Genomic DNA, 21,157 nt, shown 5'->3' with positions numbered 1-21,157 from the left:
TTATTCAATAAGCCGTAAACTTGCTCAGCGATGACTTCACTAGAAAAACTCACTCTGTTTTACGATGGCTCTTGCCCTTTGTGCCAAGCGGAAATTCTGTTTTTGTCAAGAAGAAATCAAGCTGGCCTATTGGAGTTTGTTGATGTTCATTCTGAGCAATTTCATTCGGATACGATCGGGATTTCTTGCGACCAAGCATTAGCAGCGATGTACGCGCAATATGAAAGCGGTGGCTTAATAGAGGGTGCGGCGGTATTTCCAGAGGCCTATCGCAGAGCTAACTTGCCATTCTTGGCTTGGGTCTTTTCTAGAAAGGCGCTCCAGCCGTCATTGCGGCTCGCATACCGATTCTTTGCTAAGAACCGACATGCAATCTCCAGTCTGTTTGGTCCAGCTGCTTTATATCTAGTGAAGATTACTGCCTCGAAGGCTAGATCATGAGAATTCTGAAAATTGCCTTAAGCTTTACTCTTCTTTTTTGCTTTGCTTTTTCTAGCTTTGCTCGTGATACAGCCCACATTGATAGTGCACTCAGTTCTGCAAAACTACAAGGCAGTGGAAAGCTGAATTGGTGGGGTTTTCATATCTACGATGCGTCTTTCTATCGTTCTGCCAACCCAGCATCATCAGAGTTTGCTTTAGATATCCGCTATCACAAGTCATTTAGTGGAGTTTCAATTGCCAATCGTAGTGTTGAGGAAATGAAAAAGATTGGCGTGCCTGAGGCGCAAGCAAGCTTGTGGGGAAAAGAGTTGGCGAACTTTCTGCCAGATATAGAATCTGGCCAGACATTGACTGCAGTCTATAACCCACCCCAGGGAACCCTTTTTTATCATGATGGCAAACGGATCGCCCAAGTTCCAGGAGCAGATTTTTCAAAAGCTTTTTTTGGTATCTGGTTAGATCCAAAAACGAGCGCACCTAAATTACGTAAAGACCTATTGGGTCAAAGTTGTTCCCCACCTATTTTTAATGAGGCTTGCTAAATGATCCACTCTATTTTTAAGTTATTGGTAATTTTGGCGACAGCAATTTTCTTGCTTGCTTGTGCCGGTCCGAGTGTCCAGCAATATGCTAATGAGAAACCTGCTCTAGATATGAGTGAGTATTTTTCAGGGACGATTGATGCCTATGGAATATTTACAGACCGAAGTGGTGAAGTGAAGAAGCGTTTTACAGTTCTCATTAAGGCCGATTGGAAGGTAGTTGATGGTAAAAAAGTAGGCACGCTGGATGAGAGCTTTGAGTATTCGGATGGTAGCAAGCAAAAACGCGTTTGGACTCTCATTGAGCAGGGACCAGGTAAATATATCGGCCGAGCAGATGACGTCGTTGGCGATGCTCAGGGGGAGTTAGCTGGTAACGCTTTAAATTGGACCTATACCTTGGCCTTGCCGGTAGACGGCACTGTTTACCATGTGCAATTTAATGACTGGATGTATCTGGTTGCCCCCAAGGTGATGCTAAATAAGGCCAAAATGAGTAAGTTTGGCATTGAGCTTGGAGAGGTAACCCTGAGCTTTTACAAGCGGTAAGCGGATAGCTTTGATTTGTGTCACACTTTACTCAAAAGTGCCAAAGAGCATTTCATAAGGCTTTAATCAACGTAGAAATATCTAGGAGATGAAGATGAATCGCAAATTTAAAATGATTTCACTGGGGTTATCTCTGGCTGGATTACTTGCCTTGGTTGCTTGTCAATCGATGGAGCAGGGCACTGGTCAAAAAGCAAACGCAAGCCTAGAGTCAAAGTCAGGCTCTACTGCAAAAGGTGAAGTGACATTTGTTTGGCAGGGGAATGATGTATTGATTAATGGAAAATTTTCTGGTCTGAAGCCAAATGCAGAGCAGGGCTTTCATGTGCATGAAAAAGGTGATTGCTCTTCGCCAGATGCAGTGAGTGCAGGTGGCCACTTCAATCCTGAAACTAAAGCGCACGGAATGCCAAATAGCGGCATGAACCATGCTGGTGATTTGCCGAACATTAAGTCGGATGCGAGTGGCAATGCAAATTACACAGCCACCTTGCATGGTTTTGCGGTAAATACAGGCCCAACTGGAATTGTGGGGCGCTCTGTCGTGGTTCACCGTGACCCAGATGACTACAAATCACAGCCTGCTGGAAATTCTGGTCCACGTATTGCCTGCGGTTTAATTAAGTAAATAAGTATTTGAAGGAAATGCAGGGGCATCGATGAGAATAGAAGATACTGATCCAGCAAGACATGCTGGAATTGAATATCCCATGGAAGTTGGGGCTCCTGTATTTGCTCCCATTAAAGTAGTTGAAGAAAAAGATAAGGCTGTCAATGTTGCGCGGTAAAATGCTAAGCAAGAGTATGAGCGCATCATGGAGCAAGCCGAAGTATTAATGAAACAAGCCCGCGCCCTACAAGCACGACTTGATGCAACCGAGATGGTGCATAGTGCAAAGTTTGGTTTTAATCCCATTCACGGGAAAATCTATCACTTGTATTACGACAGCAGAAATGCAGTCAACGTACTGATACAGAATGGTCCTAAAGAATGGAGTTGCGGGATTCCAGATGGTTGGAACTACTCCATGGCCGTGAAGAAGCTGGGTGATAGTACTTGGGCTGTAGTTGAAGAAGGCGCCCTTACTGTATGATTTTTTTCTATTTAATAACAAACATAGGTGACATGTGACAAAAGCTCGAGTAGTTAGTCTTTCTGCATTGGGTAGTGCCGATGTAATCCAGGTAATCGATAAAGAGTTGCCTCCGCCAGCAAAGGGTGAAGTACAAATTCGCCAAACTGCAATTGGTTTTAACTTTATCGATGTATATCAACGCTCCGGGGTTTATCCACTTGATCTTCCGACTGGTCTGGGCCATGAGGCAGTTGGTGTTGTTGAGGCCTTGGGTGAAGGAGTTACGAGCTTCAAGGTTGGTGATCGTGTGATGTATATGAATGCCGGCATTGGGGCGTATGCAAGTGCACGCAATGTCGCCGCCGATAAATTGGTTCCCGTACCAGACAATGTCTCAGATGAGGTTGCCGCCGCTGTTTTCTTCAAAGCGATGACAGCGCAATACCTGGTCCAAAAAACTTATAAAGTAAAAGCTGGCGATATTGTGTTGGTTCACGCCGCTGCTGGTGGTGTTGGTCAAATTCTGGCTGGTTGGGCCAAAGCGCTTGGTGCATTTGTGGTTGGTACGGTAGGTTCACAAGCAAAAGTTGCTGCTGCTAAAGAAGCGGGTTGTGATGCAGTGGTCGATTACTCTCAGCCGAACTGGGTCGAAGAGGTGATCAAAGCAACGGGTGGTAAGAAGGCGAATGTGGTGTATGACTCAGTGGCTAAGACTACTTTCTTGGGTTCCTTGGATTGCACGGCTCCATTTGGCACGGTTGCGTTATTTGGCGCCGCATCTGGTCCGGCTCCAGAGATTCAGCCAGAGATATTAAATAAGAAGGGCTGCCTGTTTTTAACTAGACCTTCTGTATTTCCACACAATGCGACCCCTGCACTACTGCAAGAAAATGCGAAGGCAGTGTTTGAGGCTATCGCTAAGGGAATGGTGAAGGTGCAAATTGGTGCGAAGTTTCCTCTTGAGGAAGCTGCTGATGCTCACCGTGCCGCCGAGGGCAGAAAAGTCTCTGGCGCAATCGTGATGATTCCTTAAGATGGCCTTTCTGAGATCTAAGCCCCGCAGAAGCGGGGCTTTTTATTTCAAAGCCTTGCTCGGGTTATAATTCTGTAAGTATCTGAATTTAAAGAGATTATTTTTTAAACCCGTTTTCAGTTGTTTGACAGCCTATGAGTGCTCTTGGACAATGCATGCGGTGCTTTGATTCGCACCGCAGCCTTACATGACAGCCACCATTTCCCCGACCTCTAGCAAAACTACCTTGGCACTCGAAGCCCGAGGACTGAGCTGTGTGCGTGGTGAACGGCAACTATTTTCTGGGCTCGATCTATCGGTTTCTGCTGGTCAGTGCTTACATGTTCGTGGTGAGAATGGCGTTGGCAAAACCAGTCTTTTGCGTATTTTGACTGGCCTATCTAAACCTGAGTCTGGTGAGGTGCTTTGGGGGAATCAATCCATCGGGTTGGACTCTCTGGCATATCACCGTGAGCTACTATTTTTGGGGCACAGAGATGCTTTAAAAGAAGATCTCAGTGCGATAGAAAATCTGAAGATGTATGCAGAGTTAGATGATGTTGCCTTGCCCCTTGAAAAAGCCTTGACTACATTGTGGCGCTTTGGTCTACGCGGACGTGAAAATTTACCAGTGCATTGTTTGTCTGCTGGGCAAAAACGTCGCCTTTTAATGGCGCGTATGTTGACCCGCCAGGCCAAGTTGTGGATTTTGGATGAACCCTTTAACGCTTTAGATTCCAAGGCAGTAAATGCCTTACAAGATTTGATTGCTGAGCATCTTTCAGATGGTGGCTTAGTAGTTCTAACAAGTCATCAGACGGTAAGCCTGCCAAGTGTTCGGGTGCTTGAGCTATGAACGCAATGTTTGCCATTATTCAGCGCGATCTTCTCTTGGTGATGCGTCGCAAGAGTGAGGTCCTGACAGCATTATTTTTCTTTGTTGTTGTGACGAGTCTTTTCCCATTGGGAATCGGTGCCGATCCTGCTTTGCTCCGAAAGGTTGCTCCCGGAGTGATTTGGGTTGCTGCTTTACTGTCAACCTTGCTTGGGCTTCATCGCATGTTTGCTTCTGACTATCAAGACGGCACTCTGGAGCAGTTAGTGTTAGCGCCACAGCCCCTAGTCTTATTGGTTTCTGGAAAAATTATGGCTCATTGGCTTGTTTGCGGCCTTCCTCTGGTCATACTGGCTCCGATTATTGGTATTCAGTTTGACTTGGATGCAGACTCCTTATATGTGCTGATGGCATCACTTTTGTTGGGTACGCCAGTGCTATCCTTGCTAGGCTCTATTGGGGCTGCACTGACTTTGGGTCTTAGGGGTGGAAGCGTATTGATGAGCCTATTAATTTTGCCTTTGTATGTTCCCGTATTAATTTTTGGTGCTGGTGCGGTCTATGCAAATAGTGTTGGTCTGAATATATCGGGGCATTTCTCATTGCTGGGCGCTTTATTGATTTTGGCTTTAGCATTTGTACCTTGGGTAAGTGCTGCCGCCATAAAGATTGCAATCGAATGAATGAAGTAAATCACCTTTCTCATAATCGCTGGATTAACTGGTTTAAGTTATCTAGCCCGAGCACTTTTTATCCTCTTGCCGGAAAGCTCATCCCGATTTTTTGGGTTCTGACTGCGATCTTTGGTGCAGCTGGCCTATGGGTAAGTTTTTTTGTAGCACCAGTAGATGCGGTCCAAGGTCAAGGCTATCGGATTATTTTTATTCATGTACCTGCTTCTTGGATGTCCATGTTTATTTATATCGTGATGGCAGCGTGGGCTGGTCTAGGTTTGGTCTTCAATACGCGCCTCTCTGCCATGATGGCGCAAGCCTTAGCTCCCATAGGGGCATGGATGGCATTCCTCTCTCTGTGGACTGGAGCATTCTGGGGCAAGCCAATGTGGGGCGCTTGGTGGGTATGGGATGCACGACTGACTTCAGAATTAATTTTGTTATTCCTCTATTTGGGATTCATTGCTCTGCAAGCATCGATTGAGAACCCTCGCAGAGCAGATAAAGCCGGTGCGATTTTGGCTTTGGTTGGGGTGGTGAACGTACCCATTATTTATTTCTCGGTAAAGTGGTGGAACACTTTGCATCAAGGTGCTTCGGTTTCTTTAACTAAGGCTCCAGCCATGGCTCAGACAATGTTGTGGGGCATGCTGTTAATGGCACTGTGTTTCTGGATGTATACCGTTGCGGTCGGTTTAATGCGGGTAAGAGCCATCATTTTGGAGCGTGAAGCCCATACTGATTGGGTGCGACAATTGAGTGAGGTGAAGCGCTGATGTGGAATAGCCCAGCCGAATTTTTTGCCATGGGTGGCTACGCACTGTATGTGTGGAGTAGCTTTGGTGTTTGTGTTCTAGTTCTTATTTTGGAGCCTTTGTTTGTGCGTGCACGCTACAGGGCGATTGTGCGTAGACTCCAACAAGAGCTTTTAGCGGACCAGTTTGATCAAGAGAATATTGAGTGAAACCTAGACATAAGCGTGCATTATTGATTCTTGCAGCACTAGCCGTGATTGGGGTGGCTGCAGTTCTGATTTTGAATGCACTCAATAGCAATATCGCTTTGTATGTTACGCCTAGTGAAGTTGCAACTGGTAATGCACCAAAGGGCCAAGCATTTCGGATTGGTGGTTTAGTGAAGGATGGCTCTCTTAAGCGTGATGGCCTAACAGTCCATTTTGTGATCACAGATCTGGTTAAGGATATTCCCGTTTCCTATACCGGAATTCTTCCTGATTTATTTAAGGAGGGTAAGGGTGCAGTTGTTCAGGGTCGTATGAATGCTAATGGCGAATTCGTTGCGAGTGAAGTACTTGCTAAGCACGATGAAAACTATATGCCTCCTGAAGCTAAGCATGCATTGGAGCAAGCACAGAAAAACGGAAGCAAACCATGATTCCGGAGATTGGGCATTACGCATTAATTCTGGGATTGTGTGTTGCTTTAATTCAAGGTGTATTGCCTCTGATAGGTGCACATCAAGGTCGACGTGAGTGGCTAATACTGGCTAGACCTGCAGCGCAAACCGTATTCCTTTTGCTGGCGATTGCATTTGTAATCTTGGCTTGGAGCTTCTATGTCAATGATTTTTCAGTGCTGTATGTAGCCGAACATTCGAATTCACAGTTACCAGTGGTTTATCGCTTAGGTGCGGTGTGGGGTGGCCATGAAGGTTCTTTGCTCCTCTGGATTTTTCTACTCAGCACATGGACGATTTTGGTAGCCCAACTTTCTCAAGAGCTTGATGAGTTTATGGTTGCTCGAGTAATAGGGGTCTTGGGTTTAGTGACTAGCGGACTTTTACTTTTTGTATTAACCACATCAAATCCCTTTGTACGCCTATTGCCCGCAGCACAGGATGGCCGCTCTCTAAATCCATTGTTGCAAGATCCGGGTCTGGTTTTTCATCCACCCATGTTGTATATGGGATATGTTGGCTTCTCGGTAGCCTTTGCTTTCGCAATTGCTTCTTTGCTCTCAGGCCGTTTAGATGCTGCTTGGGCGCGTTGGTCTCGCCCATGGACAACTGCTGCCTGGGTATTTCTCACATTAGGTATTGCTCTGGGGTCTTGGTGGGCTTATTACGAGTTAGGGTGGGGTGGCTGGTGGTTTTGGGATCCGGTAGAAAATGCCTCATTTATTCCTTGGTTAGTAGGTACGGCTTTATTGCATTCCTTGGCGGTGACTGAAAAACGTGGCAGTTTTAAAAGCTGGACTGTATTGCTTGCAATCATCGCCTTCTCGCTTTCCCTGTTAGGTACTTTCTTAGTGCGCTCAGGGGTACTCACCTCTGTGCATGCTTTTGCTACTGATCCTCGTCGCGGAATCTTCATCTTAATTTTCCTCGCATTGGTTGTGGGATCTTCATTGACCTTGTTTGCATTACGTGCACCGAAGAGTTCATCAGGAAGTCAATTTAGTGCGAGCTCAAGGGAAACTTTTATTCTTCTCGGGAATGTTTTCTTGGTAGTGTCTGCAGGCTCCGTATTGCTTGGCACTTTATATCCTTTGTTGATTGACGCTCTCCATCTGGGGAAGATTTCAGTCGGGCCACCGTACTTCAATAGCGTGTTTGTTCCCATCATGATTCCTCTGCTGGTATTGATGGGTATTGGTCCTTGGACAAGTTGGAAGAAAACAGATTTATTGACGGTGATTACGCGTTTATGGATTGCCGGCTTAGTAGCGCTCATTGCAGGCATTGCGATTCCGTTGATCATGGGCGATTTCACCTGGTTAGCTGGTCTTGGTTTCCTATTGGCTTTTTGGGTGATTGCTTCAGGTTGTTTGCAAATTATTCGCCAAGCAAAGGTTGGTAAACCTACCCGTTCATTTATGGGTATGCAAGTTGCCCATCTTGGAATTGCCATATTCGTGATTGGTATCACTATGGTCGGTGCTTATCAAGAAGAAAAAGATGTGCGCATGTCTGCGGGTGAAACAGTTTCAGTTGGTGCTTATACAATCCAGCTGCAGGGTGTCAGCACTGTTCCGGGGCCAAATTATCAAGCGATGCGCGGCGCATTCTTGCTCATGAAGGATGGGAAATTAGAAACCACACTCTATCCAGAAAAGCGTAGTTATTTCTCATCTACCATGCCAATGACTGAAGCAGCAATTGATGCTGGCTTGACTCGGGACATTTATGTTTCACTAGGTGAAGAATTAGCCGATAAATCTTGGGCGGTTCGGGTCTATTACAAGCCTTTTGTAGATTGGATCTGGGGCGGTTGTTTATTGATGGCTTTGGGTGGTGTCTTGGCAATGTCTGACAAACGCTATCGGATGAAATTGAGAAGACAATCATGAAGGCCAAATTTTTAATTCCCTTGATGCTTTTTATTGTCTTGGTAGTCTTTTTGGCTATTGGCTTGAATCGTGACCCTCATGAAGTGCCATCACCGCTCATTAATAAAGCTGCACCGGCTTTTAATATTCCACAACTCTCAGAGCCCAATCAATCTTTCTCTCCTGCCAGTATGCAAGGGCAGGTCTGGATATTCAATGTTTGGGCATCTTGGTGTGTGGCCTGCCGCGAAGAGCACCCCGTGTTAGTTGAGCTAGCCAAATCACACATTGCCCCAGTGATTGGCTTAGATTACAAAGATAGCCGTGAGGATGCATTGGCAATGTTGGCCAAGCAGGGCAATCCCTACACGCTATCTGCTTTTGATGCCAATGGTCGCGTGGGAATTGATTATGGTGTGTACGGAGTTCCTGAAACCTACGTGATTGATAAGGCTGGAATTATCCGCTTTAAACACATTGGTCCAATAACGATTGAACTGCTCAATCAAAAAATGTATCCCTTAATTAGGGAGCTGCAAAAATCATGAAGCAGATTTTCTTGATTGCTCTTTGCCTTTTGAGTATTGGCATATCCCAAGCAAAAGATGCCGCTCCTTTGGTGGATGATCCCGTAACAGAGCAACGCCTAATTAGCATTTCTGAAGAAATGCGTTGCTTAGTTTGTCAGAATGAATCTTTGGCAGGATCTCGCTCAGACTTGGCTAATGATTTACGTGAGCAGATTCGAGTTCTGATTAAAGAGGGCAAGAGCGACGAGCAGATCAGAAATTTTATGGTTGAACGCTATGGGGATTTTGTTCTATATCGACCACCAGTAAAGCCTATTACTTGGCTGCTGTGGCTAGGCCCATTCATCATTCTTTTAATTGGAGTCGCAGGATTATTTACTTATCTGCGCCGCAGGAATGCTTCTGCAAACAATATCGCCTTGTCAGACGAAGACAATCGACGCTTAGATGACCTCCTGAAGAGTGATCGTCAGGGTGAAAAGGGTATCTAATGATCATTTTTTTAAGCTCTGCTTTTCTGTTGTTGATCTTGGTGCTGGTGTTGCTTTTGCGCCCTTTTATTTTTCCATCCAAGTTTCCAGGCACCTCCCGCCGTCAAATGAATGCTGCTATATATCGCGAGGAACTTGATAAATTAGAAGCAGAGCGCAGTGCTGGTAATTTAACGGCGGCTGATTATGAAATCGCCCATGCTGAAATGCGTCAACGCCTCTTTCAGGATACCCATGAAGCAGACGACCAAGCCGTAATGGGTTCAGGTAAAAAGACTGTCATAGGACTGTGTATCTTTGTTGTTTTACTGTCTTCCGGTCTTTATCTTTCTCTTGGAGATGCTAGCCAAGTTGCCGAAATGAAAGCAGCGCAACCCATGACTCGTGAGGGTGTTGAGAAAATGGTCTCGGAATTCGCTGCCAAGATGGAAAAAGACCCAACAAACCTAAAAGGCTGGGCGATGTTAGCGCGCTCATACAAGATTTTGGGTCGCAATGATGATGCCATTAAAGCCTATGAACATGCAGGTAGTTTTATTGATTCCGATCCTCAGCTTTTGGCTGACTATGCAGATGCGCTGGCAGTAAAAGCCAATGGAAATTTTGCTGGTAAGCCCTTGCAACTGATTCAGCAAGCACTGAAATTGGATCCGAATAATATGATGGCTCTCTGGCTTTCAGGAACGGCTTCCTATACATCAGGAAATTATCGGGCTGCTGTCCAGACTTGGGAAAAGCTGGCGCAACAAATACCTCCGGGAACTGAAGAAGCTCGTTCAATTGAGGGTTCGATTGCAGATGCGCGCAGCAAAGGCAGTCTTTCTGCAAAATCCCCTGCGGCAGTTGCAGTTAAGAGTATCAGTGGCAAGATTGCACTATCAGCAGAATTAATATCTAAAGTACAGCCCGGCGCTGTCGTAATGGTGATTGCTCGCAAGCCTGGTGAGCGCATGCCTGTGGCCGTTCTGAGGATGCCTGCTACAGAATTTCCAATGAACTTTGTAATGAACGATGCTTTGGCGATGAATCCAAGTGACCCGCTCTCAAAACAATCTGAGGTGACTATTGAAGTCAGGGTCTCCAAGACAGGAATGGCAAAACAAGAAGCCGGAGACTTAATCTCTGCTGTACAAACTGTTAAGGTTGGCGCAAGCAATGTCCAGCTTGTAGTAAATCAAGTTCGTCCTTAAGCTTAACCTCTGCCGACAAAAGGCATATTCGTGGCCATGATGGTCATCGAAAGAATGTTGCTCTCTAAGGGAAGTTGGGCCATTTGCAGCACAGCCTCTCCTACGTGCTCAACATTCATACGCGGCTCTACCTTGATGGATTGATCGGCCTGCATAATGCCGGCAGCCATTGGCTCTGTCATCTCTGTTGCAGCATTACCGATATCAATTTGTCCGCAAGCAATATTGAATTGGCGCCCATCTAGTGCGATGGATTTAGTAAGACCGCTAATAGCATGTTTAGTCGCGGTATATGGCGCTGACATCGGTCTTGGAGCATATGCTGAGATAGAACCATTATTGATAATGCGACCCCCTTGAGGGGATTGTGCTTTCATCATCCGAATGGCTTCTTGCGAACATAGAAATGCACCACTAAGATTGGCATTGACCACATTCATCCACTGTTCATATGAAAGGTCTTCCATTGGAATGGCGGGGGCCCCTATGCCGGCATTATTAAATAGCACGTCAATACGTGAAAATTTTTCTTGCAGTGCGGCGAATAGTTTTTTTACGTCGCTAGGCTTGCCCACATCACATGCAACTGCTAGACAGCTTGCTTGATCTCCACCAATATCAATAATCGCTTTTTCTAGGCGCTCCAAGTTACGGCCGGTGAGGACGACTCGAAAGCCAGCTTTGAGTAATGATTTGGCAGCAGCTTTGCCAATCCCAGTTCCTGCTCCAGTAACCAGGGCCACTTTATTGTGCTTTGAGTCCATATTCATATTGAATAAATGTAGCTAGAAAAGGCTCATCTTATCCTGATTTATTGGGCACATTTAATTCTTTTGCCTATTATTGGGCTCAGGGCATAATGCAAAAAACAAAAGAGAATTTTATGAAATCCCTCAAAAATCATCTTTATAACCCCCAAGCAATCCTCTTGGCTTTTGTGCTACTTGTCGCATTCATTTTTGGGGTTTTATGGATTCTCACGCCTCCACCTCCAAAGGCGATCAAAATGGCTACGGGCCTTCCTCAAGGCTTGTACTACCAATTTGGAGAGCGTCTCAAGCGCGAGCTTGCTAAGGAGGGTGTTACGTTAGAGGTGCTGGAAAGTGGCGGCACAGTAGATAACTTACGTTTACTAAGCAACCCAAAATCTGATGTCGATTTTGCAATGGTCCAGGGCGGAGTGGCTGAGCTTGAGAAATATCCCAACCTCGTTTCTATTGGCGGGATGTTTTATGAGCCCGTTTGGGTTTGGTATCGCCCGGCAGCATTTAAAGCTGATGGTGGCGAATTGCGGGTCTTAAGTCAAATCAAAGGCAAGAGAGTATCTGTTGGTAATCAAGGCAGCGGTACTGCAGTCTTAAGTGATGCCTTGCTAAAGCTCAGTGAAATTCAGGAAAGCGAGATTAGAGCAGAGCATTTAACACCAGATGAGGCAGTAGCAAAATTAAGCAATGGGGAAATAGATGTTGCCTTTACGGTTGTGGCAGCAGAATCTCCAATTTTAAAAAAGTTTTACAACATACCGGGCATTCTCCTCATGAATTTCGATCAAGGCGATGCATATGTGCGTAATCTGCCTTATCTAACTAAAGTCAATGTTCCCAGAGGTTTGTTGAGTATTGCTAATGACGTCCCAAAAAAAGATATTCAAGTGCTGTCTGCAACAGCAACTCTTGTTAGCAAGCAAGATGTAAGTCCTGCTCTATTGTCTTTGGTGCTTGGAGCCACCTACGACATCTTGCCTGCATATAGCCACTTGCAAAAGTTAGGCGAATTTCCTTCTGCGACGGGCCTTGATTTTCCGCTTCATGAAGATGCAGAAATTTATCTAAAAGATGGACCATCTTTTCTGCATCGGCATTTACCCTTTTGGACCGCAGTTTGGGTAGGGCGCTTTGTCAAGATTGTGATTCCGTTGCTAGTGATCTTTATTCCACTATTTACTTATATCTCTTCGGCGAATAATTTCTTGCTACGTCTGAAACTTGCAGGCATTTACGCTGAGTTGAATACGATTGAAAAAAATGCATCGAAGAGGGAGTTACTTCAGAAGCACTTAGAAGAGTTGGCATTGATAGAGCGTCGTGTTATGCAGATGAAAATTTCAGCATTCTCCGCAAAAGATTTTTATGATCTCAAAGGGCATATTGAGCAGGTGCGTAATCGCTTACACGCTGCAAGCTAAGGTGTCTTGCCCTAAAATCTATTGATGACCACTACCCCCTTAACGCCAATACTGACTCCTGCTAAACAGCTGGTCGATGCTTTACGAACTGATGGCTATGTTGTTGCTTCTGCAGAAACCGTGGCTGAGCTAGGTGACCTTGCTTTATCTGATCTACAGAGTTTGAGCGCATTCTGGGAAGGCTTACCTCGTGATCCCTATCTTAAGGATGGCGGTCGTTATCGCTTCCGCCGTCATGCAAGCTATGAGATTAAAGGGGATCACCTCAATTTAGTGCCACATCGTGCACATTGGCAGTCGGTGGATTACAACGCATTGCATGGCGGGATTGAGCGTTGGTTTGAGCCTATACAAACCCAATTGGCTAATCATTCCACATGGCAAGCCTTACTAATTGGTCTCGCACATGTGCTTAATAGCTTAAAACCTGTGAATACTTGGTTTGTAGAGGCGCATCAATTTCGGATTGATACCGCTGATGGCATCGGAAGACCAACCCCAGAAGGCGCTCATCGTGATGGCGTTGATTTTGTAGCAGTCTTTTTATTAAATAGAGTTGGCATCAAGGGTGGGGAAACCAGAATATTTGATGCTCAGGGTTCTGCGGGTTTACGCTTTACATTGGCCCAGCCTTGGTCACTACTCCTCATGAATGATGAGCGCATGATTCATGAATCTACCCCTATTCAGCCGCTTGGAAATTATGGCTATCGCGATACCTTGGTTCTCACTTTTAGATCCAATGGCTTTCAGGATGCGCCCAATCGATCACAGCAATAAAAGTCCATCTTATTAGGGCGAGTAGAATGGGCTCACGTTCCCTGCACATAGTCTCTTAGAGTGTGTATTGCAGTAGAGTAAATTTGCTCCATCAATATTTTATGAATAAGCGCGCTGCCCTAAGCTGCTATCACTGCTCCAGTCCAATTTTGCCTAGCGACCTCATTGAGGCAGAATTGGGTGGGATTGTCCGAGCATTTTGTTGCTCAGGATGCATGGCTATTGCCCAAACAATTCATGGTGAAGGTTTGGAAGTCTTCTATGCGCGACGTGTCCAATCCAGCGAGAAACCTGCCGAGTATCTTGCTCGTAATGACATTCCAGAAAAGCTGAAGCCCTACGATGACCCCTCTTTATTGGGGCGGTTTACAAGACCTCATGGTGAACATGGTGACCTTGAAACGACTCTGCGCTTAGAAAAAATCCGCTGTGCAGCATGTGTCTGGTTATGTGAGCAACACTTGCGAAGAATTGATGGTGTCCAAGATGTGCAAATCCATTACGTCACACAAAAAGTGATGGTCCGATTCTCGCCCGATACAACAAGCTTAGCAAGATTGCTTTTTGAAATCGAGCGTATCGGATATGAGGCATGGCCTTTTGAGCCTTCTTTATCTGCTGATAGGGCTAAAAAAGAAAGAAGACAACTGCTCACTCGACTAGGTGTTGCCATGTTGGGGATGATGCAAGTCATGATGTATGCATGGCCTACCTATGTGGGGGCAGACATTACTCCAGAGTTTGATTTGCTTTTGGGTTGGACAAGCTGGGCATTAACTGTCCCAGTCATGGTTTATTCCGCTGGGCCGATATTTCAAGCGGCTTGGCGTAGCCTGGAGTCATTCAAAAAAACACATATGCTGGGCATGGATGTTCCGATTGCCATTGCGCTAGCCTTGGCATTTATTGCGGGCACGATCAATTTGATCAGAGGATCTGGGCAGAGTTATTTTGATTCGATCACCATGTTTGTGGCCTTTATCTTGGCCGCTAGATATGTTGAGCTCTTAGCAAGACAAGATGCTCAGGGTGGAGCCGAGGCCCTAGCAAAGCAATTGCCTGCGACTTGCGAACGCATTCTCAATTATCCAAGCTCGCAAGATGTTCAGGTGGTGCCAGTAGTCAATTGCAATCTAGGAGAAGTATTGCGCGTTTCTCCTGGTGAAGTGGTTCCAGCAGATGGTGTCTTGATCGAAAATCCCAGTACGCTTGATGAATCTCTACTCACTGGAGAATCAAAACCGATTGAGAAAAAGATTGGTGATCGTGTTTATGCGGGCACGCATAATATTCTCAACCCACTCTTCATGAGAATAGAGGCGGTGGGGCAATCTACTCGTATTGCAGGGATTGCTTCATTATTAGATCAAGCCCTCTTAGCCAAGCCGGTGATGGTGAGTCTTGCTGAAAAGTGGGCTGGATACTTTGTGGCTTTCTTATTGCTCAGTGCATTTGTTTCCTCAGCGATTTGGTTTTATTTCGATCCTAGTCGAGCATGGACGGTGCTGGTATCTGTCTTAGTAGCAAGTTGTCCTTGTGCACTATCCCTCGCGGTACCTACTGCGATGGCTGCAGCTCAAGGGGCTGTTACCAAGTTGGGTTTATTGATTGTGCGCAGTCATGTGATGGAAGGTTTAGTAAAAGCAACGGATCTTGTGCTAGATAAGACGGGCACCTTAACCATGGGTGAGCCGGTACTAAAAGAAATGATGCATTTGCGGTCCGACTATCGCCGCGAAGATGCACTGGCACTAGCCGCAGCATTAGAGGCTGGCCAACGACATCCCTTAGCACTCTCTTTACTGCGGGCTGCTGAACTAGAAGACTTAGCGCTTCCCATCCTCTCTGAGCCAGTAATCAATCAATTGGGTAAAGGCTTGAGTTCGGGAGATTATTGTTTAGGCAGTGCTGCCTGGCTTGGAGTGGAACAGGATGGGCGAGCAGGGCAGTTTGGTCAGGTGCATTTACGTGATGCTCAAGGCTTGGTCGCGAGCTTCATATTTTTAGACACTCCTAGACCAGGGCTGGAGCAATTTCTCGAAACGGTTCGATCCAGAAATATTGCTGTGCATTTAGTGTCGGGGGATGACCCTGCAACCGTTGCGTGGTGGGCACATCAAGTAGGTATTGAGAGTTTTCAGGGCGGCTGTACCCCTGAAGATAAATATGCGTACATTGAGCGTTTGCAAAATCAGGGGCGCTTTGTTTGGGCGATTGGCGATGGGGTAAACGATGCGCCTTTGTTAGCCCGTGCGGATATTTCGATTGCGGTTGGAGCTGGGGCTCCTTTAGCTGCTGCTGGCGCAGATGCAATTTTGACGGCTGTATCTTTAGAGGCATTAGGAAAAACTTTGCGATTAGCTGACAAGACGCAATTAATCATAAAAGAGAATTTGCTGTGGGCCTTGATTTATAACTTGCTAGCCATTCCTGCGGCAATGATGGGCTTAGTGAATCCTTGGATCGCTGGCATTGGGATGTCGCTTTCTTCGCTTGCGGTCACACTGAATGCCTGGCGCTTACGAAAAGCTTAGACTACAGGGATGGAAAGTTTATTTGTTCTGATTCCGCTGTCTCTCATTTTGGTCGGTCTCTTGGCTTGGATATTGCATTGGTCAATCAAGAGTGGGCAGTTTGATGATTTAGATGGCCCAGGCCAATCTATTCTGATGGATGATGACACGCCAGCGCCCCATCAAGTTAGCGAGCACTCTAAAAAATAGCCTTATGACTAGTGATTTCCCTTATAAGGGTCAGTTGTCACTGAGGGCCTAGTAATTTGCCCTAGCCTTTTTGATGTAGATCAAACCCTCGCGTAAGTCTTACTTTGATAATCAATCCAGTCTATTTGGATTATGTCGCTGTTTGGTCACAAAAAAGGAGAAACCATGGGACTTACCGTGGGGAGTAATCAAGATACCTTCAATTACAAGGTTGTCAGTCAATTTGCCATCGTCACTGTGCTTTGGGGAATTGTTGGCATGCTCGTGGGGGTCATTCTCGCAGCCCAGCTGATCTGGCCAGAAATCACTTTCAATATTCCTTGGTTGAGTTACGGTCGCTTGCGTCCTTTGCACACTAATGCTGTGATCTTTGCATTCGGTGGCTCCGCCTTATTTGCAACCTCTTACTACATCGTGCAACGCACCTGTCAAGTTCGATTGTTCTGCGATAAATTGGCAGCCTTTACTTTCTGGGGTTGGCAGGCTGTCATTGTTTCTGCTGCCATCACTTTGCCACTAGGTATCACAACCTCAAAAGAGTACGCCGAGCTTGAGTGGCCAATTGATTTGTTAATCACTGTCGTTTGGGTTGCATACGCAATCGTTTTCTTTGGCACTGTGATCAAACGTAAGACTAAGCATATCTACGTTTCTAACTGGTTTTTTGGCGCTTACATCTTAACGATTGCTGTTTTGCATATCGTCAATAACATCGAGATGCCAGCAAGCCTCTTTAAGTCTTACTCTGCTTACTCTGGTGCGCAAGATGCCATGATTCAGTGGTGGTATGGCCATAATGCAGTGGGCTTCTTCTTAACTACCAGCTTCTTGGGCATGATGTATTACTTCATTCCAAAGCAGGCTGAACGTCCAATCTACTCCTACCGTTTATCGATCGTCCATTTTTGGGCATTGAATTTTACGTATATGTGGGCTGGTCCACACCACTTGCAGCACACTTCTTTGCCAGACTGGACTCAGTCTCTAGGAATGGTGTTCTCCTTAATTCTGTTGGCTCCATCTTGGGGTGGCATGATCAACGGCATCATGACCTTGTCAGGTGCTTGGTATAAATTGCGTCGCGACCCTATTCTGAAATTCTTAGTAGTTGCCTTGTCCTTCTACGGCATGTCTACCTTTGAAGGCTCGATGATGTCGATTAAGACTGTTAATAGCTTGTCTCACTACACTGACTGGACTATCGGTCACGTTCACTCCGGCGCGTTGGGCTGGGTTGCCATGATCACTATTGGTTCTTTGTACTACCTGATCCCACGTTTAGTTGGTCAAAAAGATATGTACAGCACCAAGTTAATTGAATTGCATTTCTGGATCGCAACAATTGGCGTGGTTATTTACATCGCTGCAATGTGGATTGCTGGTGTGATGCAAGGCTTGATGTGGAGAGCATTTGAACCAGATGGTACTTTGACATATAGCTTCGTTGAGTCGGTTAAAGCCACCTATCCTTTCTACGTCATTCGTTTGATAGGCGGCCTCTGCTACTTAGGCGGCATGTTGTTGATGGCTTACAACGTCTATAAAACCGTGATTGATAAAAAATTCATTGACGCTCCTATCCCACAAGCGTCTATTGCTGCTCATTAAGGAAAAGAACATGTCAGAAAAACGTCGATTTTTCTCCCACGACACGCTTGAGCGTAATGTTGGCTGGCTGATTATTGCGACTATTGCAGCGATTTCAGTTGCTGGTTTAGTGCAGATCGTTCCTTTATTTTTCCAGCACTCCACTACTGAGCCTAGTCCTGGCGTTACGCCCTATAGCGCGCTTCGTTTAGCTGGCCGTGATATTTATCAGCGCGAAGGTTGCTTAGGCTGTCATTCACAGCAGATTCGTACCTTGCGTTCTGAGGTAGAGCGCTACGGACCTTACTCATTGGCTGGCGAGTCTGTGTATGACCATCCATTTCTTTGGGGAAGCAAGCGTACTGGACCAGACTTGGCTCGTGTAGGTGGAAAATATTCTGATGCTTGGCACCAGATCCATTTGAATAATCCCCGTGATGTAGTGCCAGAGTCCAATATGCCTGCATATCCATGGTTGGCAAAAAATCCTGCCGATGCTGGTTCAATTCAGTCTCATATGGTGGCGATGCGTCGTTTAGGCGTACCGTATACCGATGAGCAAATTGCGAATGCTCCTCAGGAGCTGGAAGGCAAGACTGAGTTAGACGCCTTGGTTGCTTACTTGCAAGGTCTTGGCATCAATCGTCGATACATCATTGTTGATGAGGTTGTCGCTAAGTAATCTTAGTGATCAGGACATATGCAAAATATCGCCCCTTATCTCTCAGCAATCTCTACCGTGCTTGGCTTGGTAGTGTTTTTAGGAATCGTTTGGTGGGCTTGGTCTGCAAAAAGACAGCCTGCCAATCAAGAATCTGCCGAACTTCCGTTCGATCTTCCAGATGAATTCAGTAAGGATAAATCATGAGTGACTTTCTTGGTGCCGGTTGGAGTATCTATATCGCCTTAGTAACATTGGTCGGTATATTTTGGTGCATCTGGTTATTATTTTCGCAACGTAAAGCCAAGGTTGTTCATACGCCAGATGGTGCAGTTGCTGATACCGGCCACGTTTGGGATGATGATCTGCGGGAGTTGAACAATCCATTGCCACGTTGGTGGATGTGGATGTTCTTAATTTCTTGCATCTTTGCTTTGGTTTATCTCGTGTTATATCCAGGCCTAGGCTCCTATCCAGGTCTCTTGGGTTACAGCACTGATGGCGCCTTGATGAAGTCAATGACTACAGCAAATGATGAGCTGAAGCCAGTCTATGCCAAATATGTCAAGATGGATATTGAGCAAGTTGCTGCGGATCCTAAAGCCCGTGAAATGGGCCAACGTCTCTTCTTGAATTCCTGTGCACAATGCCATGGTTCTGATGCTGGTGGTGGTAAGGGCTTCCCCAATTTAACCGATGGTGATTGGCTATACGGTGGCTCACCAGAGAATATTAAAGCTTCGATTACCTATGGTCGCGGTGGCGTAATGCCCCCATTCCCGCAGCTTGATAGCAAGCAAATTGTGGATGTCGCTAACTATGTTCGCAGTTTATCTGGCCTGCCTGTAGATAGTCAGAAAGCGGCACTCGGTGCTGAAGTATTCAAAGCAAACTGCGTTGCATGTCATGGTGCAGATGGCAAAGGCAACATTGCCTTAGGTGCACCAAACTTGACCGACAAAGTGTGGTTATATGGTAGCTCAGAGGCGACCATTGTTGAGACGGTCATGAAGGGTCGTATGGCAATGATGCCTGCTCAAGATAAAGTATTGAGTCCTGAAAAGATTCAATTATTGACTGCCTATGTTTGGGGTTTATCTAACAACAAGCAAGCAGCTAGCAAGTAAGCTGTGCCTAGTAATTCGCCGGGTGGCAAGCCCATTCCAATAGAAGTGATTGAGGAATCTCTTTATGAGGTCCGGCGAAAAATTTACCCCCGCTCAGTAACAGGTCTTTTTGCCCGTTGGCGTTTTATTCTGGTATTTGCTACGCAGTTGCTGTTTTATGGATTGCCTTGGCTTAGTTGGAATGATCGCCAAGCAGTTCTCTTTGATTTAGTTCAGCGTAAGTTCTATATCTTTGGTCTTGTGCTGTGGCCGCAAGACGTGATTTACCTCACGCTGCTATTAATTCTTTCCGCATTAGCTTTATTCCTCTTTACGGCCGTAGCCGGTCGACTGTTTTGTGGTTATGCGTGCCCACAAACCGTCTACACCGAAATCTTTATGTGGATCGAGCGCAAGGTCGAAGGCGATCGCTTTGCGCGAATTCGTTTGGATGGCGAAGAATGGCCTTGGGGTTTCAGAAAGTGGCGTCTTAAGGTCACCAAACATTTTCTTTGGTTGCTGGTGGCATTTTGGACAGGTTTTACTTTTATTGGCTACTTCACGCCAATTGAAACTTTAGGGGTTGCTTTATTGCATTTATCGCTTGGCCCATGGCAAACCTTCTGGCTTTGCTTTTATAGCTTTGCTACCTGGGGTAATGCAGGCTTCATGCGTGAGCAAGTCTGTAAATACATGTGCCCCTATGCGCGTTTCCAAAGCGTGATGGTGGATAAAGACACTTTCTTGGTCACATATGACAAAGTGCGTGGTGAGCCTAGGGGTAGTCGCAGTAAGTCTGCAGATCACGGTTCATTAGGTTTGGGTGACTGCTTAGATTGCAGTATCTGCGTACAAGTTTGCCCAACCGGAATTGATATTCGGGATGGCTTGCAATACATGTGTATTGGTTGTGGTGCTTGTATTGATGCTTGCAACCAGGTGATGGAGAAAGTTGATTATCCCAAAGGATTAATCCGTTACACCACTGAGCGGGCAATTGAAGATCAAGAGTCTAATCAAAGCGCAATCAAGCATATCTTGCGTCCACGAGTCTTAATCTATACAGCCTTTATTACGGTGCTAACCTCCGCCTTTCTCATTTCTTTAGCAACTCGTAATCCATTACGGGTGGATATCATGCGGGATCGCGGTGCTTTGGCCCGTGAGATTGATGGTGAGCGGATTGAGAATATTTATCGAATTCAGATCATGAATGCCTCCGAGCACCCCATGAAAGTTCAAGTAAAAGCTACGGGCCTAGATCATCTTAGAATTCTGGATTCCCAAGGCAGGGAAGTGGCGGAAATTGACGTGGCTCCTGCAAGCAATCAGTTAATACCGATTAAAGTCAGTACTGAGATTGATGAGAGTGATTCTGGTAACCACCCTATTTATTTTGATGTAATAGCTCAAGAGTTTGCAGATAATAAAATCATCATCAGAACCCGTAACGAAAAATCAACTTTTATTATTCCCCGTTGAGGC

The 21,157-nt window shown here is 45.8% G+C and carries 25 protein-coding genes and 1 pseudogene; 25 read left to right on the top strand and 1 reads right to left on the bottom strand.

All coding sequences use genetic code 11. The features are described from left to right. Positions 1-30 precede the first annotated feature (30 nt). The 16 genes and pseudogenes from C2757_RS06910 to ccmI all read left to right on the top strand — a co-directional run bounded on the left by C2757_RS06910 (position 31) and on the right by ccmI (position 10,630). Positions 31-441, top strand: a complete 411-nt coding sequence (locus tag C2757_RS06910) for a thiol-disulfide oxidoreductase DCC family protein (RefSeq protein WP_215373772.1) — start codon at positions 31-33, stop codon at positions 439-441. Beyond that, the gene (locus C2757_RS06905) at positions 438-986 is read left to right on the top strand and encodes a chalcone isomerase family protein (protein WP_215373770.1); all 549 of its coding nucleotides are present in this window, start codon (positions 438-440) and stop codon (positions 984-986) included. The genes C2757_RS06910 and C2757_RS06905 overlap by 4 nt, the downstream gene beginning before the upstream one ends. Continuing rightward, entirely contained in the window at positions 987-1,535 is a 549-nt protein-coding gene (locus C2757_RS06900; protein WP_215373768.1) for a DUF3833 domain-containing protein, read from the top strand. It abuts the gene before it with no gap. 94 nt (positions 1,536-1,629) lie between these two features. Then, positions 1,630-2,163, top strand: coding sequence for a superoxide dismutase family protein (locus tag C2757_RS06895; protein WP_371817016.1), 534 nt, complete (start codon positions 1,630-1,632; stop codon positions 2,161-2,163). A 31-nt stretch (positions 2,164-2,194) separates the two neighbouring features. Beyond that, positions 2,195-2,323 (top strand): hypothetical protein, encoded by a 129-nt coding sequence (locus C2757_RS09045; RefSeq protein WP_256438121.1) that lies wholly within the window; start codon positions 2,195-2,197, stop codon positions 2,321-2,323. 15 nt (positions 2,324-2,338) lie between these two features. Further along, positions 2,339-2,629: pseudogene (locus C2757_RS06890) on the top strand (DUF2452 domain-containing protein); the annotation flags it as partial. A 34-nt stretch (positions 2,630-2,663) separates the two neighbouring features. Beyond that, positions 2,664-3,644, top strand: coding sequence for a quinone oxidoreductase (locus tag C2757_RS06885; RefSeq protein WP_215373763.1), 981 nt, complete (start codon positions 2,664-2,666; stop codon positions 3,642-3,644). A gap of 187 nt (positions 3,645-3,831) precedes the next feature. Next, complete coding sequence (gene ccmA / locus C2757_RS06880) at positions 3,832-4,479, top strand: cytochrome c biogenesis heme-transporting ATPase CcmA (protein WP_215373761.1); 648 nt, start codon at positions 3,832-3,834, stop codon at positions 4,477-4,479. Next, positions 4,476-5,141, top strand: coding sequence for a heme exporter protein CcmB (gene ccmB, locus C2757_RS06875; protein WP_215373759.1), 666 nt, complete (start codon positions 4,476-4,478; stop codon positions 5,139-5,141). The genes ccmA and ccmB overlap by 4 nt, the downstream gene beginning before the upstream one ends. Further along, positions 5,138-5,908 carry a heme ABC transporter permease gene (locus C2757_RS06870; protein WP_215373757.1) on the top strand — a complete coding sequence of 257 codons (771 nt, stop codon included), beginning with the start codon at positions 5,138-5,140 and terminating at the stop codon, positions 5,906-5,908. Before ccmB ends, C2757_RS06870 begins: the two co-directional genes overlap by 4 nt. After that, on the top strand, positions 5,908-6,096 hold the full coding sequence (gene ccmD, locus C2757_RS06865) for a heme exporter protein CcmD (protein ID WP_215373756.1): 189 nt from the start codon (positions 5,908-5,910) through the stop codon (positions 6,094-6,096). Before C2757_RS06870 ends, ccmD begins: the two co-directional genes overlap by 1 nt. Continuing rightward, complete coding sequence (gene ccmE / locus C2757_RS06860; protein ID WP_215373754.1) at positions 6,093-6,527, top strand: cytochrome c maturation protein CcmE; 435 nt, start codon at positions 6,093-6,095, stop codon at positions 6,525-6,527. The genes ccmD and ccmE overlap by 4 nt, the downstream gene beginning before the upstream one ends. Further along, positions 6,524-8,440, top strand: coding sequence for a heme lyase CcmF/NrfE family subunit (locus C2757_RS06855; RefSeq protein WP_215373753.1), 1,917 nt, complete (start codon positions 6,524-6,526; stop codon positions 8,438-8,440). Before ccmE ends, C2757_RS06855 begins: the two co-directional genes overlap by 4 nt. Continuing rightward, positions 8,437-8,967 carry a DsbE family thiol:disulfide interchange protein gene (locus C2757_RS06850; RefSeq protein WP_215373751.1) on the top strand — a complete coding sequence of 177 codons (531 nt, stop codon included), beginning with the start codon at positions 8,437-8,439 and terminating at the stop codon, positions 8,965-8,967. Before C2757_RS06855 ends, C2757_RS06850 begins: the two co-directional genes overlap by 4 nt. Beyond that, positions 8,964-9,440, top strand: coding sequence for a cytochrome c-type biogenesis protein (locus tag C2757_RS06845; RefSeq protein ID WP_215373749.1), 477 nt, complete (start codon positions 8,964-8,966; stop codon positions 9,438-9,440). Before C2757_RS06850 ends, C2757_RS06845 begins: the two co-directional genes overlap by 4 nt. Further along, a complete protein-coding gene (ccmI, locus tag C2757_RS06840; RefSeq protein ID WP_215373747.1) occupies positions 9,440-10,630 on the top strand; it encodes a c-type cytochrome biogenesis protein CcmI in 1,191 nt (396 codons plus the stop codon). Before C2757_RS06845 ends, ccmI begins: the two co-directional genes overlap by 1 nt. A 2-nt stretch (positions 10,631-10,632) precedes the next feature. Here the strand turns inward: ccmI and C2757_RS06835 are convergent, their stop codons facing one another. Further along, entirely contained in the window at positions 10,633-11,394 is a 762-nt protein-coding gene (locus C2757_RS06835) for an SDR family oxidoreductase (RefSeq protein WP_215373745.1), read from the bottom strand. A gap of 119 nt (positions 11,395-11,513) precedes the next feature. Between C2757_RS06835 and C2757_RS06830 the strand changes: the two genes are divergently transcribed. From C2757_RS06830 to ccoG, 9 genes are all read left to right on the top strand, one after another. After that, complete coding sequence (locus tag C2757_RS06830) at positions 11,514-12,815, top strand: TAXI family TRAP transporter solute-binding subunit (RefSeq protein WP_215373743.1); 1,302 nt, start codon at positions 11,514-11,516, stop codon at positions 12,813-12,815. A gap of 24 nt (positions 12,816-12,839) precedes the next feature. Then, on the top strand, positions 12,840-13,595 hold the full coding sequence (locus C2757_RS06825; protein ID WP_215373741.1) for a 2OG-Fe dioxygenase family protein: 756 nt from the start codon (positions 12,840-12,842) through the stop codon (positions 13,593-13,595). 101 nt (positions 13,596-13,696) lie between these two features. Then, positions 13,697-16,129, top strand: coding sequence for a heavy metal translocating P-type ATPase (locus C2757_RS06820; protein ID WP_215373739.1), 2,433 nt, complete (start codon positions 13,697-13,699; stop codon positions 16,127-16,129). Between the two features lie 9 nt (positions 16,130-16,138). Further along, positions 16,139-16,318 (top strand): cbb3-type cytochrome oxidase assembly protein CcoS, encoded by a 180-nt coding sequence (ccoS, locus tag C2757_RS06815; protein ID WP_215373737.1) that lies wholly within the window; start codon positions 16,139-16,141, stop codon positions 16,316-16,318. A 165-nt stretch (positions 16,319-16,483) separates the two neighbouring features. Continuing rightward, positions 16,484-17,926 (top strand): cytochrome-c oxidase, cbb3-type subunit I, encoded by a 1,443-nt coding sequence (gene ccoN / locus C2757_RS06810; RefSeq protein ID WP_215373735.1) that lies wholly within the window; start codon positions 16,484-16,486, stop codon positions 17,924-17,926. A 10-nt stretch (positions 17,927-17,936) separates the two neighbouring features. Further along, a complete protein-coding gene (gene ccoO, locus C2757_RS06805; RefSeq protein ID WP_215373734.1) occupies positions 17,937-18,587 on the top strand; it encodes a cytochrome-c oxidase, cbb3-type subunit II in 651 nt (216 codons plus the stop codon). A gap of 18 nt (positions 18,588-18,605) precedes the next feature. Next, entirely contained in the window at positions 18,606-18,773 is a 168-nt protein-coding gene (locus C2757_RS06800) for a cbb3-type cytochrome C oxidase subunit 3 (protein WP_071465248.1), read from the top strand. Next, positions 18,770-19,693 (top strand): cytochrome-c oxidase, cbb3-type subunit III, encoded by a 924-nt coding sequence (gene ccoP / locus C2757_RS06795; RefSeq protein ID WP_215373732.1) that lies wholly within the window; start codon positions 18,770-18,772, stop codon positions 19,691-19,693. The genes C2757_RS06800 and ccoP overlap by 4 nt, the downstream gene beginning before the upstream one ends. A gap of 3 nt (positions 19,694-19,696) precedes the next feature. Further along, the gene (ccoG, locus tag C2757_RS06790; protein WP_215373731.1) at positions 19,697-21,154 is read left to right on the top strand and encodes a cytochrome c oxidase accessory protein CcoG; all 1,458 of its coding nucleotides are present in this window, start codon (positions 19,697-19,699) and stop codon (positions 21,152-21,154) included. The last annotated feature ends 3 nt before the right edge of the window (positions 21,155-21,157 follow it).

This window comes from Polynucleobacter sp. MWH-Svant-W18, assembly GCF_018687495.1.
In the GTDB taxonomy this organism is placed as follows: domain Bacteria; phylum Pseudomonadota; class Gammaproteobacteria; order Burkholderiales; family Burkholderiaceae; genus Polynucleobacter.
This window is presented reverse-complemented; position numbering and strand designations above follow the sequence as displayed.

Excerpts from the sequence above, each read along its gene's own strand:
- C2757_RS06825 (WP_215373741.1), top strand. The coding sequence starts at position 12,840 with ATGACCACTACCCCCTTAACGCCAATACTGACTCCTGCTAAACAGCTG.
- ccmB (WP_215373759.1), top strand. The coding sequence starts at position 4,476 with ATGAACGCAATGTTTGCCATTATTCAGCGCGATCTTCTCTTGGTGATG.
- C2757_RS06850 (WP_215373751.1), top strand. The coding sequence starts at position 8,437 with ATGAAGGCCAAATTTTTAATTCCCTTGATGCTTTTTATTGTCTTGGTA.
- C2757_RS06855 (WP_215373753.1), top strand. The coding sequence starts at position 6,524 with ATGATTCCGGAGATTGGGCATTACGCATTAATTCTGGGATTGTGTGTT.
- ccmI (WP_215373747.1), top strand. The coding sequence starts at position 9,440 with ATGATCATTTTTTTAAGCTCTGCTTTTCTGTTGTTGATCTTGGTGCTG.
- ccoO (WP_215373734.1), top strand. The coding sequence starts at position 17,937 with ATGTCAGAAAAACGTCGATTTTTCTCCCACGACACGCTTGAGCGTAAT.
- C2757_RS06800 (WP_071465248.1), top strand. The coding sequence starts at position 18,606 with ATGCAAAATATCGCCCCTTATCTCTCAGCAATCTCTACCGTGCTTGGC.
- ccoN (WP_215373735.1), top strand. The coding sequence starts at position 16,484 with ATGGGACTTACCGTGGGGAGTAATCAAGATACCTTCAATTACAAGGTT.
- ccmD (WP_215373756.1), top strand. The coding sequence starts at position 5,908 with ATGTGGAATAGCCCAGCCGAATTTTTTGCCATGGGTGGCTACGCACTG.
- C2757_RS06870 (WP_215373757.1), top strand. The coding sequence starts at position 5,138 with ATGAATGAAGTAAATCACCTTTCTCATAATCGCTGGATTAACTGGTTT.
- C2757_RS06845 (WP_215373749.1), top strand. The coding sequence starts at position 8,964 with ATGAAGCAGATTTTCTTGATTGCTCTTTGCCTTTTGAGTATTGGCATA.
- C2757_RS06820 (WP_215373739.1), top strand. The coding sequence starts at position 13,697 with ATGAATAAGCGCGCTGCCCTAAGCTGCTATCACTGCTCCAGTCCAATT.
- ccmA (WP_215373761.1), top strand. The coding sequence starts at position 3,832 with ATGACAGCCACCATTTCCCCGACCTCTAGCAAAACTACCTTGGCACTC.
- ccoP (WP_215373732.1), top strand. The coding sequence starts at position 18,770 with ATGAGTGACTTTCTTGGTGCCGGTTGGAGTATCTATATCGCCTTAGTA.
- C2757_RS06900 (WP_215373768.1), top strand. The coding sequence starts at position 987 with ATGATCCACTCTATTTTTAAGTTATTGGTAATTTTGGCGACAGCAATT.
- C2757_RS06910 (WP_215373772.1), top strand. The coding sequence starts at position 31 with ATGACTTCACTAGAAAAACTCACTCTGTTTTACGATGGCTCTTGCCCT.
- C2757_RS06905 (WP_215373770.1), top strand. The coding sequence starts at position 438 with ATGAGAATTCTGAAAATTGCCTTAAGCTTTACTCTTCTTTTTTGCTTT.
- C2757_RS06830 (WP_215373743.1), top strand. The coding sequence starts at position 11,514 with ATGAAATCCCTCAAAAATCATCTTTATAACCCCCAAGCAATCCTCTTG.
- C2757_RS09045 (WP_256438121.1), top strand. The coding sequence starts at position 2,195 with ATGAGAATAGAAGATACTGATCCAGCAAGACATGCTGGAATTGAATAT.
- ccoS (WP_215373737.1), top strand. The coding sequence starts at position 16,139 with ATGGAAAGTTTATTTGTTCTGATTCCGCTGTCTCTCATTTTGGTCGGT.
- C2757_RS06835 (WP_215373745.1), bottom strand. The coding sequence starts at position 11,394 with ATGGACTCAAAGCACAATAAAGTGGCCCTGGTTACTGGAGCAGGAACT.
- C2757_RS06895 (WP_371817016.1), top strand. The coding sequence starts at position 1,630 with ATGAATCGCAAATTTAAAATGATTTCACTGGGGTTATCTCTGGCTGGA.